We start from the raw sequence: 16136 nt of genomic DNA, 5'->3' as shown, positions 1-16136 counted from the left end.
CCCGCCTCGCCCTGGATCGGCTCGACCAGCACCGCCGCGACGGTGTCGTCGACCGCGGCCTCGAGCGCCGCCGCGTCGCCGTACGGCACCCACGTCACGTCACCGGGCAGCGGCTCGAACGGGGCGCGGTACGCCTCCTTGGACGTCAGCGCCAGAGCGCCCATCGTGCGTCCGTGGAACGATCCCTCGGCCACGACGACGCGGGTGCGACCCGTGCGCCGGGTGATCTTGAAGGCGGCCTCGTTGGCCTCGGCACCGGAGTTGGTGAAGAACACCCGCGCGTCGTGGCCGACGAGCTGCACGAGCTTCTCGGCGAGCCGCACCTGCGGCTCGGTCGCGAAGAAGTTGGACGTGTGGCCCAGCGTGGTCAGCTGGGTCGTCACGGCCTCGACGATCGCGGGGTGGCCGTGGCCCAGCGCGTTGACCGCGATGCCCGCCAGCAGGTCGAGGTACTGCCGGCCGTCGGCGTCCCACACGTGCGAGCCCTCGCCACGCACCAGCACGGTCTGCGGCGGGCCGAAGGTGTTCATGACGGCGCCCTGGTAGCGCTCGGTCCACTCGGCGGTCGTCATGACGGGGTCTCCTTGTCGACGCTGGTCGAGTACAGGGCCGTGCGGATGCGCGTCGGCGCGCCCGGCACGACCTGGGTGCCGACCCCCTCGTCGGTGAAGATCTCGAGCAGGACGGCGTGGGGCTCGCGACCGTCGATCACGGTGGCGCGCTTGACGCCCTCCTCGACGGCCTTCAGGCAGGCGGCCATCTTGGGGATCATGCCGGTCGACAGCGTCGGGATCAGCTCGGCCAGCGACTCGGGGCTGATCTCGCCGATGACGTCGGAGCTGTTCGGCCAGTCGGCGTACAGGCCCTCGACGTCGGTCAGCACGAGCAGCTTCTCGGCGCCCAGCGCGACGGCCAGCGCGGCGGCGGCCGTGTCGGCGTTGACGTTGTGCACCTGGCCCGAGGCGTCGGGCGCGACGGTCGAGACGACCGGGATGCGTCCGGCGTCGATCAGGTCCTGCACGGCCTCGGGACGCACGCCGACGACCTCGCCGACCAGCCCGATGTCGGTCTCGACGCCGTCGATGACCGGCATGGTCCGCTGAGCCGTGAACAGGCCGCCGTCCTCGCCCGACATGCCGACCGCGAGGTCGCCGTGCTGGTTGAGCAGCCCGACCAGCTCACGTCCGACCTGGCCCGTCAGCACCATGCGCACGACGTCCATCGTCTCGGGCGTCGTGACGCGCAGCCCGCCGCGGAACTCCGACTCGATGCCGAGCCGGTCGAGCATGCGGCTGATCTGCGGACCGCCACCGTGGACGACGACGGGCTTGAAGCCCGCCAGGCGCATGAAGACGATGTCCTCGGCGAAGGCGCGCTTGAGGCTCTCGTCGGTCATGGCGTTGCCGCCGTACTTCACGACGATGACCTTGCCGTGGTACTTCTTCAGCCACGGCAGGGCCTTGGCGAGGGTGGCGGCCTTGTCGGTCGCCTCCTTCCAGTCGTCGGGCGCCCACTCGTGGTCGGCCGGGTCGAAGTCAGGTGTCATGAGCTGTACGCCGAGTTCTCGTGGACGTAGGCCTGCGTGAGGTCGTTGGTCCAGATGGTGCCCGACCGGTCGCCGGACTTGAGGTCGATCGTCACCGTGACCGCGCGGGCCTCGAGGTCGATCGCGTCGGGGGACTCCCCCGGGCCGCTGCTGCGGCAGACCCAGACGTCGTTCAGCGCGACGTCGAGGTCGGCGGGGTCGAAGGCGGCCTGCGTCGTGCCGACCGAGGCCAGGATGCGTCCCCAGTTGGGGTCCTTGCCGAAGATCGCGCACTTGAACAGGTTGCTGCGCGCGACCGAGCGGCCGACCTCCAGCGCGTCGTCGACCGATGCGGCGCCCACGACCTCGATCGCGATCTCGTGGTCGGCGCCCTCGGCGTCGGCCAGCAGCTGCATCGCGAGATCGCGGCACACCTCGGTCACGGCCGCCGTGAACGCGTCGGCGTCCGGGGTCGTGCCCGAGGCGCCGGACGCCATCAGCAGCACCGTGTCGTTGGTCGACTGGCAGCCGTCGGAGTCGAGCCGGTCGAACGTCTGGGCCGTCGCGGCACGCAGGGCCGCGTCGACCGTGGCGGAGTCGACGTCGGCGTCGGTCGTGACGACCACCAGCATCGTCGCGAGGGCGGGGGCCAGCATGCCGGCGCCCTTGGCCATGCCGCCGACCGTGAAGCCGTCGCCGCGGGCGACCGCCTCCTTGGCGACGGTGTCGGTCGTCATGATCGCCGTCGCGGCGGTGTGGCCGCCGTCGGCGCTCTGCCCCTCGACGGCCGCGCGGACGCCCGACAGCAGCGCCTCCCGGTCGTTCAGCAGGCCGATCAGGCCCGTCGACGCGACCTGCACGTCGACCGCGCCGATGCCGAGCATCTCGGCGACGGTCTCGGCCGTGCGGTGCGTCGTCGTGAAGCCCTCGGCGCCGGTGTAGCAGTTGGCGCCGCCCGAGTTGATCGCGACGGCCACCGCCGAGCCGGTCTTGATGGCCTCCTGGCTCCACAGCACGGGGTTGGCCTTGCAGCGGTTGCTCGTGAACACCGCCGCGGCCGCCGTCGACGGGCCATGGTTGACGACGACCGCGACGTCGGGCGCACCCGTCGACTTGAGGCCGGCGGGGACGCCCTGCGCGGTGAATCCCTGGGCTGCTGTCACGCTCATGGTGCGAGTCCGATCGTCGAGAGGCCCGTGGTCTCGGCGAGACCCAGAGCGAGGTTCATGGACTGGATGGCGCCGCCGGCCGTCCCCTTGACGAGGTTGTCGATCGCCGAGACGACCACGAGACGCCGTGCGCGCTCGTCGACCGCGACCTGCAGCTGGGCGGTGTTGGCGCCGAGCGTCGCGGCCGTCGTCGGCCACTGCCCCTCGGGCAGCAGGTGGACGAACGGCTCGTCGCGGTAGGCGACCTCGTAGGCCGCGCGGACGACCGCGAGGTCGATGCCGTCGGCGAGCCGCGCCGTCGTGGTGGCCAGGATGCCGCGCGCCATCGGCACGAGCGTCGGCGTGAACGAGATCGTGACCTCGTCGGCGCCGGCCTGCCGCAGGTTCTGCATGATCTCGGGGACGTGACGGTGCACGCCGCCGACGCCGTACGGCGACGCCGCGCCCAGGCCCTCGGCGGCCTGCAGGTGGGCCTTGGGGGCCTTGCCCGCGCCGGAGTAGCCGTTGGCCAGCACCGCGACGATGTCGGTCGGTGCGACGAGCTGCGCTGCGACGGCGGGCTGGATGCCGAGGGTCACGGCCGTGACGTTGCAGCCCGGCACCGCGATGCGGCGGACGCCCGCGAGCGCGTCGCGCTGGCGTCCCTCGCCCACGATCAGCTCGGGCATCCCGTACGGCCAGGTGCCCGCGTGGTCGCCGCCGTAGAACTCGGTCCACTCGTCGGACGACTGCAGCCGGAAGTCGGCACCCAGGTCGATCACGAGCGCGTCGTCCCCGAGCTGCGCCGCGACCGCGCCGGACTGGCCGTGCGGCAGGCCGAGGAACACGACGTCGTGGCCCGCGAGGACCTCGGGCGTCGTCGGCTGCAGCACGCGGTCGGCGAGCGGGACGAGGTGCGGGTGGTGGGCACCCAGCGCCGTCCCCGCGTTCGAGGCGGCCGTGAGGGCGCCGATCTCGACGTCGGGGTGCGACAGCAGCAGCCGCAGCACCTCTCCGCCGGCGTAGCCGCTGGCGCCGACGACGGCGACCGAGACCGTGGCCATCAGTCGGTCCCCAGCTCCATCGCGGCGGCGTCGAGCGCGTGCTCGTCCTCGCCGGCGGCGGCCGGGTTGGCCTCGATGCGCACGGCGCCGCCGGCCGGCAGGTCGCCGAACAGCGTGCCGTTCTCGACCAGGACCTGTCCCTGGTCGAGCGGCTGGGCGGCGTACATCTCGAGCTTGGCCCGCGAGTCGGCGATGTCGAGGTTGCGCATCGTCAGCTGCCCGATGCGGTCGGTGGGGCCGAACACCGCGTTGTCGGTGCGCTCCATCGACAGCTTGTCGGGGTGGTAGGAGAAGTTCTCGCCCTGCGTGTCGAGGATCGAGTAGTCCTCGCCGCGCCGCAGCCGGATCGTCACGCTGCCGGTGACCAGCGACGCGATCCAGCGCTCGATCGACTCGCGCAGCATCATGGCCTGCGGGTCGAGCCAGCGTCCCTCGTACATCAGCCGGCCCAGGCGGCGGCCGTGCGCGTGGTAGTTCGCGATCGTGTCCTCGTTGTGGATCGCGTTGAGCAGCCGCTCGTAGGCGATGTGCAGCAGCGCCATCGCGGGCGCCTCGTAGATGCCGCGGCTCTTGGCCTCGATGATGCGGTTCTCGATCTGGTCGGACATGCCGAGCCCGTGCCGTCCGCCGATGACGTTGGCCTCGTGCACGAGGGCGACGGGGTCGTCGTACCGGACTCCGTTGATCGCGACCGGACGCCCCTCGGCGAACGAGACCGTCACGTCCTCGGCGTCGATGTCGACCGACGGGTCCCAGAACTTGACGCCCATGATCGGCTCGACGGTCTCGAGCGAGACGTCGAGGTGCTCGAGGGTCTTGGCCTCGTGCGTCGCGCCCCAGATGTTGGCGTCGGTCGAGTACGCCTTCTCCTGGCTGTCGCGGTACGGCAGGTCGTGCGCGACGAGCCACTGGCTCATCTCGGTGCGACCGCCGAGCTCGCTGACGAACGCGGCGTCGAGCCACGGCTTGTAGATGCGCAGCTCGGGGTTGGCCAGGAGGCCGTAGCGGTAGAACCGCTCGATGTCGTTGCCCTTGAACGTCGAGCCGTCGCCCCAGATGTTCACGCCGTCCTCGTTCATGGCGCGCACGAGCAGCGTGCCCGTGACGGCGCGGCCGAGCGGGGTCGTGTTGAAGTACGTCTTGCCGGCCGAGCGGATGTGGAACGCACCGCACGCGAGGGCCGCGAGGCCCTCGTCGACCAGCGGTCGCTTGCAGTCGACGAGACGCGCGAGCTCGGCGCCGTACTCCATCGCGCGGCCCGGCACGCCGGCGATGTCGGGCTCGTCGTACTGCCCGATGTCGGCGGTGTAGGTGCAGGGGACGGCGCCCTTGTCGCGCATCCACGCGACGGCGACGGAGGTGTCGAGCCCTCCGGAGAAGGCGATGCCGACGCGTTCGCCGGACGGAAGACTGGTGAGGACCTTGGACATGACTCACATTCTTGCACACCTCTGCAAGACCTTGCAGGCAGGGGGTCGGCGCGAACCCCCGTCGGGGGCGTCTCCCTCACCCTAGGATGCAGCCATGAAGCGGATCCTGCTGCGCGTCGTCGTGCTCGTGGTGGCAGCGGTCATCCTGCTGCTGCCCCTCGCCGCGACGATCGCGAGCGACGAGACGGCCACGGGGCCCGATCCCGTCCGCATCACCGACTACGCCGGCGACTACGTCGTGACGGCCGAGGGGACGCTTGTCGCCAAGGAGACCCTGACCACCGAGTTCCCGGCGGGTCGCCACGGCATCTTCCGGTTCTGGGACCTCGCCGACCCCCGCGACCCGCACGTGCGCCTCGAGCCCGAGCAGGTCCGGGTCGAGCTCGACGGGCGCGACGTGCCGTTCGAGCTCTCGTGGGAGCAGGGACGGCGGCTGCGGGTCGCGAAGATCGGCGACCCCGACACGACGGTGTCGGCCGGAACCCACACCTACACGATCAGCTACCTGATCGACGGCGTCCTGTCCCCCACGACGGCCGGCAACGGCACCTCGGGATCGTCCAGCTGGGCCGACGACAGCCCGTCCCGATCGGTCTTCTACTGGAACGTCGTCGCGCAGGGCTGGCAGATGGCCATCGAGAAGGCGACGATCCGCCTGACGCTGCCGGGCGCCTCGGAGCAGGTGCAGTGCGTGACGGGGTACGGCACGACGGGGCTCGGACCGTGCTCCGTCGAGGGAGCCGGCACCGACGGCGTGACGCTCACGACCGGTTCGGTGCCCCCGCGCACGCCCGTCACGGTGCGTGTCGCCCTGCCGGTGCCGGCTCCCGACCAGGTGACGGTGCCGTGGAGCGTGCGCGCCGACGGGACGCTCGGACGCTCGCGCACCGCGCTGCTGGTCGTCCTCGCGCTGACGGCCGCCCTGGCGGCGGGCGGCTACGTGCTCGACCGCAGGTCGCGCGAGGACCCGCCGGGCCTGCCCGTCACGTACGAGCCGCCGCCCGGACTCGGCCCCGTGCAGACCGCGTACCTGACGACCGAGGACGTGCCGGACCGCGGACTCGTCGCGACGCTGCTGCACCAGGCCGAGCAGGGCCTCACGACCCTGTCGCACGACGACGACGGCACGTGGACCGTCACCGGCGTCGGCGACGACGAGGCCTGGTCGCGAGCCGACGACGTCTCGCGGTTCGTGGGCGAGTCGCTCGGCGTGACGCGGGCGGGCGAGACGTTCCGGGCCGGACGCACGACCGTCGAGGCCGGGGCCACGCTCAAGCAGACGCGCGACGGGCTGCCGGACGTCGTCGACCGCTGGGCCGCGGGCATCGGCGCCCAGCGCACCGTCGCGTCCGAGACGGCGGCCCGTGTCACGGTCGTGGCGTCGTTCGTGCTGATGATCGCCGTCGGGGTCGTGGCCCTGGCCGGCCCGCTGCCCGCGGTGTACGCCCTGCCGTTCGCCGGGTTCGCGCTCGGCGGGGCCGGTCTGCTGACGGCCGGCGTCGGCAAGCGCCGCACCCCGCTCGGACGCGACCTGTGGTCGAGGTCCGGCGGTTTCGAACGGATGCTCTCGACGCCCTCGGCCAAGGACCGCTTCGACTTCAGCGGCGAGAAGGACCTCTACACCGCGTACGTCCCGTACGCCGTCGCCTTCGACTGCGCCGACCGGTGGGCCCGCAAGTACGAGATGACGACGGGGTCACCCGCCCCCACGCCGGCCTTCGTCGCCGGCGGGGTCGCCGCCGGGTCGGGCGGCTCGCGCGCCGGCGACGACTTCTCGGGCTTCGAGAGCTCGCTCGCCGGTGCCGTCAGCGCCTACTCGGCCACCCAGTCGTCGTCCTCGTCGGGCGGCGGCGGGGGCGGCTTCAGCGGTGGCGGTGGCGGCGGCGGAGGGGGCGGCGGCTCCTGGTAGACCCGCACGGCCTCGCACCTGCCCGATCGTCCCGATCCCCCTCTCGTCCACACCCCGGAGACCCCATGACCGTCCTGCTCACGATCCTCGCCGTCGTCGTCCTGGTGGGGCTGTTCGCCGCCTACGCCTTCAACAAGCTGCGACGCCTCGACATCGCCGCCCAAGAGGCGCTGGGCGGCATCGACGTCCAGCTCACCCGCCGCGCCGACCTGGTGCCCAACCTCGTCAACACCGTCAAGGGCTACGCCCAGCACGAGAAGGGCGTCTTCGAGGAGGTCACGCGGGCCCGCGCCGGCGTCCAGGCCGCTGCCGCCGACGGATCGGTCGCCGAGAAGGCTGCCGCGGACGCGCAGCTCGACCGGGCGATCGTCGACGTCCTCGCGGTCGCCGAGGCGTACCCCGACCTCAAGGCGTCGACGAACTTCCTGGAGCTGCAGACGCAGCTGGCCGAGACCGAGGACAAGATCTCGTTCGCGCGCCAGTACTACAACGACGCCGTCGCGAGCCTGAACAACGTCGTGCGCACGATCCCGTGGCTGCTGTTCACCGGCATCGCCGGCGTGCAGGCGCGCGACTTCTACGAGGCCCCCGACGGCCAGGACACCGCCCCGGCCGTCACCTTCTGACCCGACGCAACGCCGAGGAGGGGGTTACCGCCCCTCCGCGAGAGAGCTGCCGCCCCCGTCGGGGGCGGCAGCTCTCTCGTCGTGGGGCGCCAACCCCCTCGTCACGTGGGTCAGGTGCGGAGGGTCGCGTCGCTCGCGGTGCGGGCGGCGGTCACGGCCGCCTCCCTCGCACCCTTGATGTCGTCGTCGGTCAGGGTGCGGTCGGGGGCCCGCAGGCGCAGCGAGAACGCCAGCGACTTCTTGCCCTCGGGCACCTGCTCGCCGGCGTAGACGTCGAACAGCCGTGCCGACTCGATCAGCGGGCTCGCGGCGGCCAGCACGTCGGCCAGCGGGCCCGCCGGCTGCGACGCGTCGACGACGAGCGCGAGGTCCTCCTTCGCGACGGGGTACGACGAGAACGCCGGACGCGGACCGATCGCGGGCGACGCCTCGATCAGCGCGTCGAGGTCGACCTCGGCGGCCACGACGCGCGGGGGCAGCCCGTACGCCTTCAGCACCCGCGGGTGCAGCTCGCCGGCGTGGCCGATCACCTCGCCCCGCAGCACGATCGCGGCGCAGCGACCGGGGTGCCACGGCGCGTGCTCAGCGGCCTCGACCGTGACGTCGACGTGCATCGACGCGGCGAGGTGGCGCACGATCGCGACGGCGTCGGCCCACGACACGGCGCGGCCGGGGCCCGCCCAGCCCGAGCGCACCCGCTCACCGCTCATGACCAGGCCGACGTGGTGCGGCTGGTCGGGCAGCGCCGACGTCAGCGCGTCGAGCTCGTCCTCCGTCGGACGACGGTCGACGCCGTAGATCGGCGCCTCGGCGCCGCCCTCGCGGGGCAGGAACACGCGCCCCGTCTCGGTCAGGAGGACGTCGGAGTGCCCGCGGCCGATGTTGAGCACGAGGCTGCGCAGCAGGCCCGACAGCAGGGTCGTCGTCATGCCCGGGTCCTCCGCCGACAGCGGGTTCTCGAGCAGCACCTGGCGCCGCCGCACGTCGTCGGCCGGCAGGCCCATGCGGTCGAAGTCGGCCGGTCCGGCGAACGGGAACGTCTTGACCTCGACGAGGCCCTCGCCCGCCAGCACCGTGCCGGCACGCCGCCGCAGCTTCTGCGCGACCGTCAGCCCGCGGCCGGCCGGGGCCACGGGGATGATCGACGGCACCCGGTCGTAGCCGACGACGCGCAGCACGTCCTCGACGACGTCGTAGGGATCGGTCAGGTCGGGACGCCACGGCGGAGGCGTGACGGTCAGCCGGTCGTGGTCGACCTCGACGGCACAGCCGTTGGCCTCGAGGGCCTCGACGACCGTGACGGTGTCGACGTCGACGCCCGTGATGCGGGCCGGCAGACCGACGTCGAGGGTGATGTCGGCGGGCACGGGCGGCTCGCCCAGCAGGGTGAGGCCCTCCTCGAGCGTGGCTCCCCCGTGCTCGACGAGCAGGTCGGCGACGCGCCGCACGGCACGGGCCGGCAGGGTCGGGTCGACGCCACGCTCGTTGCGCTTGGCCGCCTCGGACGTCAGGCGCTGCGTGCGAGCCGTGCGGGCGATCATCGACGCGGTCCAGACGGCGGCCTCGACGACGATGTCGGTCGTGGCGGGGGTCATCTCGACCTGCTCGCCGCCCATGACGCCGCCCAGGCCGACGGGGCCGCGGTCGTCGGCGACGACGGCGTCCTCGGAGGTCAGCGTGCGGGTCGTGCCGTCGAGCGTCGTGAGCTGCTCGCCCTCGGTGGCCCGCCGGACGACCAGCGTGCCCTGCAGCAGCGACCGGTCGTAGCCGTGGATCGGCAGCCCGAGCTCGAGCATGACGTAGTTCGTGACGTCGACGGCCAGCGAGATCGACCGCATGCCGGCGAGCTCGACGCGGCGCGCGAGCCAGGCGGGGGTCGGCGCCGTCGCGTCGAGGCCCGAGACCGTGACGGCGGCGAAGACGGGGCACGCCGCCGGGTCCTGGACGTCGACGGGGTACGCGCCGGGGCCGGGCGTCGCGACCGTGACGGCCTCGACGTCGGCGGGGTCGTGGAACGGCACGCCGAGCGCGATGCCGGCGTCGCGCGCGACGCCCCGCAGCGACAGCGCGTAGGCGCGGTCGGGGTTGACCTCGAGGTCGAGCACCTGCTCGCCCAGGCCGAGCAGCGCGATCGCGTCGTCGCCGGGCTCGGCCGCACCGGGCTCGAGGACGATGATGCCGCTGGCGTCACCGGGCACGCCGAGCTCGGCGCCCGAGCAGATCATGCCGTCCGACACGTGCCCGTACGTCTTGCGGGCGCTGATCTCGAATCCGAGCGCGGGCAGCACCGTGCCGGGCAGCGAGACGACGACGAGGTCGCCCTCGACGAAGTTGTGCGCGCCGCAGATGATGCCGCGCGACGGCACGTCGTCGCCCGGGGCGTCGGGCACCGAGTCGTCGTTGTGCGCGCCGACGTCGACGCGGCACCAGTTGATCGTCTTGCCGTTCTTCTGCTCCTCCTTGACCAGGGACAGCACCCGGCCGACGACCAGCGGGCCGCTGATGCCGGACGAGACGATCTCCTCGAGCTTGAGGTCGAAGGCGGTCAGCCGTGCCGCGAGGGCCTCGGTCGACAGCCCCTCGGGCAGGTCGACGTACTCGGCCAGCCAGGAAACCGGGACGCGCATTACAGCTCAACTCCGAACGGCTCGGTGAAACGGATGTCGCCGTCGAACAGGTCGCGCAGGTCGGCGATGTCGTAGCGGGACGTGATGGTGCGGTCGATGCCGATGCCGAACGCGAAGCCCGAGTACCGCTCGGGGTCGACCCCGCAGGCGACCAGGACGCGCGGGTTGACGACACCGCACCCGCCCCACTCGACCCAGCCCTCGCCCTTGCACGTGCGGCACGACGCGACGGCGTCGGGCTCGTTGTGGCAGACGTAGCAGAGCAGGTCCATCTCGGCGCTCGGCTCGGTGAACGGGAAGTACGACGGGCGGAACCGCGTCGTCATGCCGTCGCCGTAGATCGCCCGGGCGAAGTGGTCGAGCGTGCCCTTCAGGTGAGCCATCGACAGGCCCTCGTCGATCGCGAGGCCCTCGACCTGGTGGAAGACCGGCGAGTGCGTCGCGTCGAGCTCGTCGGTGCGGAAGACCCGGCCCGGGCACGCGACGTAGATCGGCGGCGTGCGCGTCAGCATCGTGCGGGCCTGGACCGGCGACGTGTGGGTGCGCAGCACCGTCGCGGCGCGCTCGGGCGTCACCCAGAAGGTGTCCTGCATCGTGCGGGCCGGGTGGTCGGGACCCAGGTTGAGCGCGTCGAAGTTGAGCCACTCGGCCTCGACCTCGGGGCCCTCGGCGATCTCCCAGCCCATGGCGACGAAGACGTCGGCGATGTGCTCGGACAACGTCGTGACGGGGTGGCGCGCGCCGACCGGCGACACGTCCCACGGCAGCGTGACGTCGACGGCCTCGGCGACCAGCGCCGTCTCCTCCTCGGCAGCCTCGAGCTCGGCGGTACGGGCGGCGAGGGCCTTGCTGACGACGCCGCGCGCCTGGCCGACCCGCTGGCCGGCCTCCTTGCGGGCCTGGGGCTGCAGGGCACCGATCTCGCGGTTGGCCAGGGCGATCGGCGAGCGGTCGCCGACGTGGTCGATGCGGACCTGCTTGAGGTCGTCGAGCGTCGTCGCGGCGGCGACGGCCGCGAGGGCCTCGTCGCGCATGCGCTCGATCTCGTCGGAGCGCAGGGACGTGACCTCGACCGGGTCGTACGAGGAGTTGGGCGCAGACACTGCGGACCTAGCTTTCGAGAGGGCGTCGTTCGATCTCGCCCAGTCTAGTGACCGTCAGTCCGACATCGATGCGGGCTCGTTGATCGGGAACCACACACGGATCTGCGCGCCGCCGCCCTCGGCGTCGCGGATGTCGATGGCTCCCCCGTGCTCCTCGACGATGCCGCGCACGATGTACATGCCGAGGCCGCTGCCGGCACCGGGCCCGGCGCGCCAGAAGCGGCTGAACACGCGCTGGCGCATCTCCTCGGGGATGCCCGGGCCGTTGTCGTGGATCTGCAGCGACACCCCGCCGACGAACGCGGGGTCGCGCGTGTTCTGCACGACGATCTCGCGCAGGCCGAAGCCGTGCCGCATCGCGTTCTCGACGAGGTTCGTGACGACCTGGTGGATCCGGTCGCTGTCACCCCAGATCAGGTCGACGTCGTCCTTGATCGTGACCTCGAACGGATCGGTGGCCCCACCCGAGACGTTGGTCAGGACGTGCCGGACGACGTCGTCGAGCCGCACCGCGCCGCGCTTGAGCGTCAGACGGCCGGCGTCGATGCGCGCCGCGTCGAGCAGCTCGGTGATGAGCCGGCTGAGCCGGTCGGCGTCGGAGTCGACGGTCTCGAGCATCAGCTGGCGCTGCTGCTCGGAGAACTTGTCCCACTTGGTCAGCAGCGTCGAGGTGAACCCCTTGATGCCCGTCAGCGGCGAGCGGAGCTCGTGGGCCACCGTGGCGACGAGGTCGGAGCGCTCGCGGTCGGCCTGGTTGCGGATGCGCGCGTTGCGGACGCTGACGACGACGCGCTGCACGGGCCCGCCCCTGCGGTCGCGCACCAGCGACGCGGTGATGAGGTACTCGCTGCCCTTGGGCGACCACCACGACGACTCCGACAGGCGGGTGCGGATGTCGAGCCCGTCGTACGGGTGCGTGCTGTCGTACCAGGAGTTGCCGTTGAGGTCGTCGAACGGCACCGCGACCGACAGGTGCATGCCGAGCATCTCGTCGTCGCGCGCCCGGGCCATCGCCACGATCCGCGGGTTGACGTACTCGACGAGCCCGTCCGGCCCGGCGATGATGACGCCGTCGGGGTGGTCGTCGAACACGGAGTGATCGACTGTCTCCACGTGCCCGGTCCCCATGTCCGCAGAATCTAGTGCCAATGGACTACTCAGACGAGTCGGGCGGGATCAGGCCGTCCGGGCGCGGGCCGAGGCGTAGAGACAGACCGCCGCGGCGGTCGCGAGGTTGAGGCTCTCGGCACGGCCGAAGATCGGCACCGCGACGACCCGGTCGGCCAGGGCCCGGACGTCGTCGGGCAGCCCCCACGCCTCGTTGCCCATGAGCCACGCGGTCGGCGCGGTGAGGTCGAGGTCGTCGTCGTACAGGCCGACGTCGCCCTGCCCGTCGGCGGCCAGCACCGTCAGCCCGGCCGCCTGCAGCGCGGCCAGCGAGCCGGCGACGTCGCGGTCGATCGCGATCGGCACGTGGAACAGGCTGCCGACCGTCGCGCGCACCGACTTGGGGTTGTACGGGTCGACGCTGTCACCGACGAACACGACGCCGTCGGCCCCGGCCGCGTCGGCGCACCGGATGACGGCGCCGGCGTTGCCGGGGTCGCGGATGTCGGCGCACACGACGACGAAGCCGGGCGACCGGTCGAGCAGCGCCGCCAGCGGACGGTCGAGCATCGCGCACCGGGCCACGACGCCCTGCGGCTGCACCGTGTCGGTGATCGCGGCGACGACGTCGTCGCCGACGACGTGCCACACGACGTCGCCACGCCGCGCCGCCTCGACCAGGTCGACGTGCTGCTGCGTGGCGTCGGCGGTCGCGAAGACCTCGAGCACCGCGCGCTCGTGCGCCAGCGCCTCACGGACGGCCTGCGGGCCCTCGGCGAGGAACTCGCGCCGATCGGCCCGGAACGCACGAGTGGCGAGCCTCCTCGCGTGCTTCACGCGTCCGGAACGGACGGTGAGCTCGTCGGGATGACTCGCCACCACGTGTGTGCTGTCAGCTCGTCGGGAGGAACCGCGGTCAGGCCGCGGCGCCGTCCTTGGGAGCGTTGACGTCGGCCGGGAGGTTGTCCTTCGCGGTCTGCACGAGCGCCGAGAACGCGGCGGGCTCGTGGACGGCCAGCTCGGCCAGGATCTTGCGGTCGACCTCGACACCCGCGGCCTTGAGGCCCTGGATGAAGCGGTTGTAGGTCATGCCCTCGGCGCGGACCGCGGCGTTGATGCGCTGGATCCAGAGACGACGGAAGTCGCCCTTCTTGGCCTTGCGGTCACGGTAGCTGTAGACCAGCGAGTGGGTGACCTGCTCTTTGGCCTTGCGGTACAGCCGCGAGCGCTGGCCGCGGTAGCCCGCTGCGCGCTCGAGTGTCTGACGGCGCTTCTTCTGTGCATTGACTGAGCGCTTGACGCGTGCCATCTCAGTTCTCCTTACAAGTTCAGTGGACCGAACGGTCCGTGGGAGGGGGGTGGGACGCGGTCAGAGACCGAGCATCTTCTTCACGCGGGGGACGTCGTTCTTCGAGACGGCCGTGGAGCCCTCGAGGCGACGCTTGCGCGAGGACGACTTGACCTCGAGCAGGTGACGACGGTTGGTCTGCTCGCGACGCAGCTTGCCGCTGCCGGTGAGCTTGACGCGCTTCTTCATCCCCGAGTGGGGCTTGAACTTCGGCATTTATGCCTCCATGTCTGGGTCGAGGTTCTCTGAACGACGACGGGGCTTCTTGGGTGTCGCGACGGCCTGGGCGGCCTCGCGGTGGGCCTTGACCTCGGCCTCCTCGGCAGCCTTGTCGGCCGCCTTCGCATCCATGCTCTTGACCTTCTCGGCCTTGACCTCGGCCTGGGCCTCGGACTTCTTCTTGTGCGGACCGAGCACCATCGTCATGTTGCGGCCGTCCTGGCGGGCGTTGGACTCGATGAAGCCGAGATCCTCGACGTCGGCGGCCAGACGCTGCAGCAGGCGGTATCCCAGCTCGGGACGGTGCTGCTCGCGGCCACGGAACATGATCGTGATCTTGACCTTGTCACCGGCCTTGAGGAACCGGACGACGTGACCCTTCTTGGTGTCGTAGTCGTGCTGGTCGATCTTCGGCCGCAGCTTCATCTCTTTGATGATGGTGTTGGTCTGGTTGCGGCGGGACTCGCGTGCCTTCTGTGCGGTCTCGTACTTGAACTTGCCGTAGTCCATGAGACGGCAGACCGGCGGACGAGCTGTGGGCGCCACCTCGACGAGGTCGAGGTCGGCTTCCGCCGCCAGTCGCAGGGCATCTTCGATACGAACGATGCCGACCTGTTCACCGCCAGGACCGACGAGGCGTACTTCGGGCACTCGGATTCGGTCGTTGACGCGCAGCTCTGTGGTGATGGATCCTCCTGGAGTCGTGTGGAGGGCCACGGGCAGAAACGAAAAAAGTGGCCCCCGTTACGAAACGGACGCCACCAGTGGCGTATTCCCAAGGAACACGCCTCAGGCCGGTTCGATCGCATCAGATGCGTGAACCGACTCGTACCCCGTGGTCAGGAACCGCGTAGGTGGGAGGTGGACCTCCACTTCGGCCTCAAGGCTACCAGTCGCTGCGCTCCGTCACGAAATCGACGCGCCCGCGGCGAGTTGACCTGGCCGAAACACGCGCGTCGCCGGTGCGAAAACACCGCGGCGCACGATGGTCGCATGCTGTGGCGCGTGCGCACGACCTTCGCCGACCGGCCCGGGAGCCTGGCCGACATCGCGCTGGCGTGCGGCCGCGCCGGCCTCAACATCCTGGGCCTGCAGGTCTTCCCGACGACACCGCACGTGACCGACGACCTGGTCGTCAGCGCGCCGGAGGGCTGGACCGACGTCATGGTGGCCGAGCTGTTCGCGACCGCGGGCGGATCGGACGTCTCGGCGACCCGGGTCGGCGACGCCTCGCTCGTCGACGCGCCCACGCGGTACCTGCAGGGCGTCCACGACGTGCTGGAGTCCGACCGCGACGTCGTCGAGGTGCTCCACGAGCTGCTCGAGACCGAGCCCCCGGACGTCGCCGACTACGCGGGCCACGACGTCATGGTACTGAGGCGCCGCGACGGCTCGGAGCTCACGATCAGCCGGGCGGTGCCCTTCACCGACGTCGAGCGCACCCGCGCGCAGGCACTGCTGTCGCTGGTCGGCGACGCCGGTGCCGACGTGCCGCTGATCACCCCCGCGAGCCGCGCCGGGTCACCGGTCGTCCGGCAGGCCGGGCTGCCCGACATCGAGGCGGTCTCGGCGCTGCACGAGCGCTGCAGTGTCGACACGCTCTACCAGCGCTACCAGGTGCCGCTCAAGATGCCGATGACGACCCGGATGGCCCGGCGGCTCGTGGCGCCCGACCACGGGGTCGCGCTGCTCGTCGAGGTCGGGACCGACGTCGTGGGGCACGGCGTGCTCGAGGTCGTCGACGAGGCGTGGACGTTCCAGCTGATCGTCGAGGACGCGTGGCAGCAGCACGGCCTCGGCACGCGTCTCATGCGGGCCGCCGCCCAGCGTGCCCGTCAGGACGGCGCCGCGCGGCTGACGTTCGTCACGGCGGGGTCGAACGACCGCCTGCTGCGGGCCGTCGGCCGCGCCGGGTTCGTGGCCCGGGTCGAGCGTCATGACGGCAACGTCCACATCACGGTGCCGCTGCGCGACCGCGCCTCCGTCGCACCCTGACGGGCACCCTGGGCTAGGGTCGGGGCCTGCCCGGG

The 16136-nt window shown here is 71.8% G+C and carries 14 protein-coding genes and 1 pseudogene; 3 read left to right on the top strand and 12 right to left on the bottom strand.

The genetic code is table 11. The features are described from left to right. The 5 genes and pseudogenes from ASD10_RS19340 to argG form a co-directional block, all read right to left on the bottom strand. A pseudogene (locus ASD10_RS19340) lies at window positions 1-530 on the bottom strand (aminotransferase class III-fold pyridoxal phosphate-dependent enzyme); the annotation flags it as partial. Window positions 531-568: 38 nt separating this feature from the next. Further along, window positions 569-1546 carry an acetylglutamate kinase gene (argB, locus tag ASD10_RS11160; protein ID WP_056608287.1) on the bottom strand — a complete coding sequence of 326 codons (978 nt, stop codon included), beginning with the start codon at window positions 1544-1546 and terminating at the stop codon, window positions 569-571. Next, window positions 1543-2694 carry a bifunctional glutamate N-acetyltransferase/amino-acid acetyltransferase ArgJ gene (gene argJ, locus ASD10_RS11155; RefSeq protein ID WP_056608284.1) on the bottom strand — a complete coding sequence of 384 codons (1152 nt, stop codon included), beginning with the start codon at window positions 2692-2694 and terminating at the stop codon, window positions 1543-1545. The genes argB and argJ overlap by 4 nt, the downstream gene beginning before the upstream one ends. Beyond that, entirely contained in the window at window positions 2691-3737 is a 1047-nt protein-coding gene (gene argC / locus ASD10_RS11150; protein ID WP_056608281.1) for an N-acetyl-gamma-glutamyl-phosphate reductase, read from the bottom strand. Before argC ends, argJ begins: the two co-directional genes overlap by 4 nt. Beyond that, a complete protein-coding gene (argG, locus tag ASD10_RS11145) occupies window positions 3737-5167 on the bottom strand; it encodes an argininosuccinate synthase (protein WP_056608278.1) in 1431 nt (476 codons plus the stop codon). The genes argC and argG overlap by 1 nt, the downstream gene beginning before the upstream one ends. Before the next feature lie 94 nt (window positions 5168-5261). Here argG and ASD10_RS11140 point away from each other — a divergent pair, with 94 nt between their 5' ends. Both ASD10_RS11140 and ASD10_RS11135 read left to right on the top strand, forming a co-directional pair. Then, window positions 5262-7076, top strand: a complete 1815-nt coding sequence (locus ASD10_RS11140; RefSeq protein WP_056608274.1) for a DUF2207 domain-containing protein — start codon at window positions 5262-5264, stop codon at window positions 7074-7076. A 65-nt stretch (window positions 7077-7141) separates the two neighbouring features. Continuing rightward, window positions 7142-7702 carry a LemA family protein gene (locus tag ASD10_RS11135; RefSeq protein WP_056608271.1) on the top strand — a complete coding sequence of 187 codons (561 nt, stop codon included), beginning with the start codon at window positions 7142-7144 and terminating at the stop codon, window positions 7700-7702. Between the two features lie 110 nt (window positions 7703-7812). On the opposite strand, the gene pheT is transcribed toward ASD10_RS11135, so the two are convergent. The 7 genes from pheT to infC form a co-directional block, all read right to left on the bottom strand. Beyond that, window positions 7813-10329, bottom strand: a complete 2517-nt coding sequence (gene pheT / locus ASD10_RS11130) for a phenylalanine--tRNA ligase subunit beta (protein WP_056608268.1) — start codon at window positions 10327-10329, stop codon at window positions 7813-7815. Beyond that, window positions 10329-11432: a phenylalanine--tRNA ligase subunit alpha gene (gene pheS / locus ASD10_RS11125; protein ID WP_056608265.1), complete on the bottom strand. Its 1104-nt coding sequence runs from the start codon at window positions 11430-11432 to the stop codon at window positions 10329-10331. Before pheS ends, pheT begins: the two co-directional genes overlap by 1 nt. Before the next feature lie 54 nt (window positions 11433-11486). Beyond that, complete coding sequence (locus tag ASD10_RS11120; RefSeq protein ID WP_162248845.1) at window positions 11487-12545, bottom strand: ATP-binding protein; 1059 nt, start codon at window positions 12543-12545, stop codon at window positions 11487-11489. Between the two features lie 63 nt (window positions 12546-12608). Beyond that, complete coding sequence (locus tag ASD10_RS11115) at window positions 12609-13376, bottom strand: RNA methyltransferase (RefSeq protein ID WP_235501810.1); 768 nt, start codon at window positions 13374-13376, stop codon at window positions 12609-12611. 79 nt (window positions 13377-13455) lie between these two features. After that, on the bottom strand, window positions 13456-13848 hold the full coding sequence (rplT, locus tag ASD10_RS11110) for a 50S ribosomal protein L20 (protein WP_056214223.1): 393 nt from the start codon (window positions 13846-13848) through the stop codon (window positions 13456-13458). A gap of 60 nt (window positions 13849-13908) precedes the next feature. Beyond that, complete coding sequence (gene rpmI / locus ASD10_RS11105; RefSeq protein WP_056608260.1) at window positions 13909-14103, bottom strand: 50S ribosomal protein L35; 195 nt, start codon at window positions 14101-14103, stop codon at window positions 13909-13911. Further along, window positions 14104-14823: a translation initiation factor IF-3 gene (infC, locus tag ASD10_RS11100; protein ID WP_255355133.1), complete on the bottom strand. Its 720-nt coding sequence runs from the start codon at window positions 14821-14823 to the stop codon at window positions 14104-14106. It abuts the gene before it with no gap. Between the two features lie 276 nt (window positions 14824-15099). Here infC and ASD10_RS11095 point away from each other — a divergent pair, with 276 nt between their 5' ends. Then, a complete protein-coding gene (locus tag ASD10_RS11095) occupies window positions 15100-16101 on the top strand; it encodes a GNAT family N-acetyltransferase (RefSeq protein ID WP_056608258.1) in 1002 nt (333 codons plus the stop codon). Window positions 16102-16136 lie beyond the last annotated feature (35 nt).

The organism is Aeromicrobium sp. Root472D3, from assembly GCF_001426485.1.
Classification (GTDB): domain Bacteria; phylum Actinomycetota; class Actinomycetes; order Propionibacteriales; family Nocardioidaceae; genus Aeromicrobium.
The sequence above is the reverse complement of the archived record's forward strand: the minus strand, read 5'-3'. Positions and strand labels throughout refer to the sequence as shown.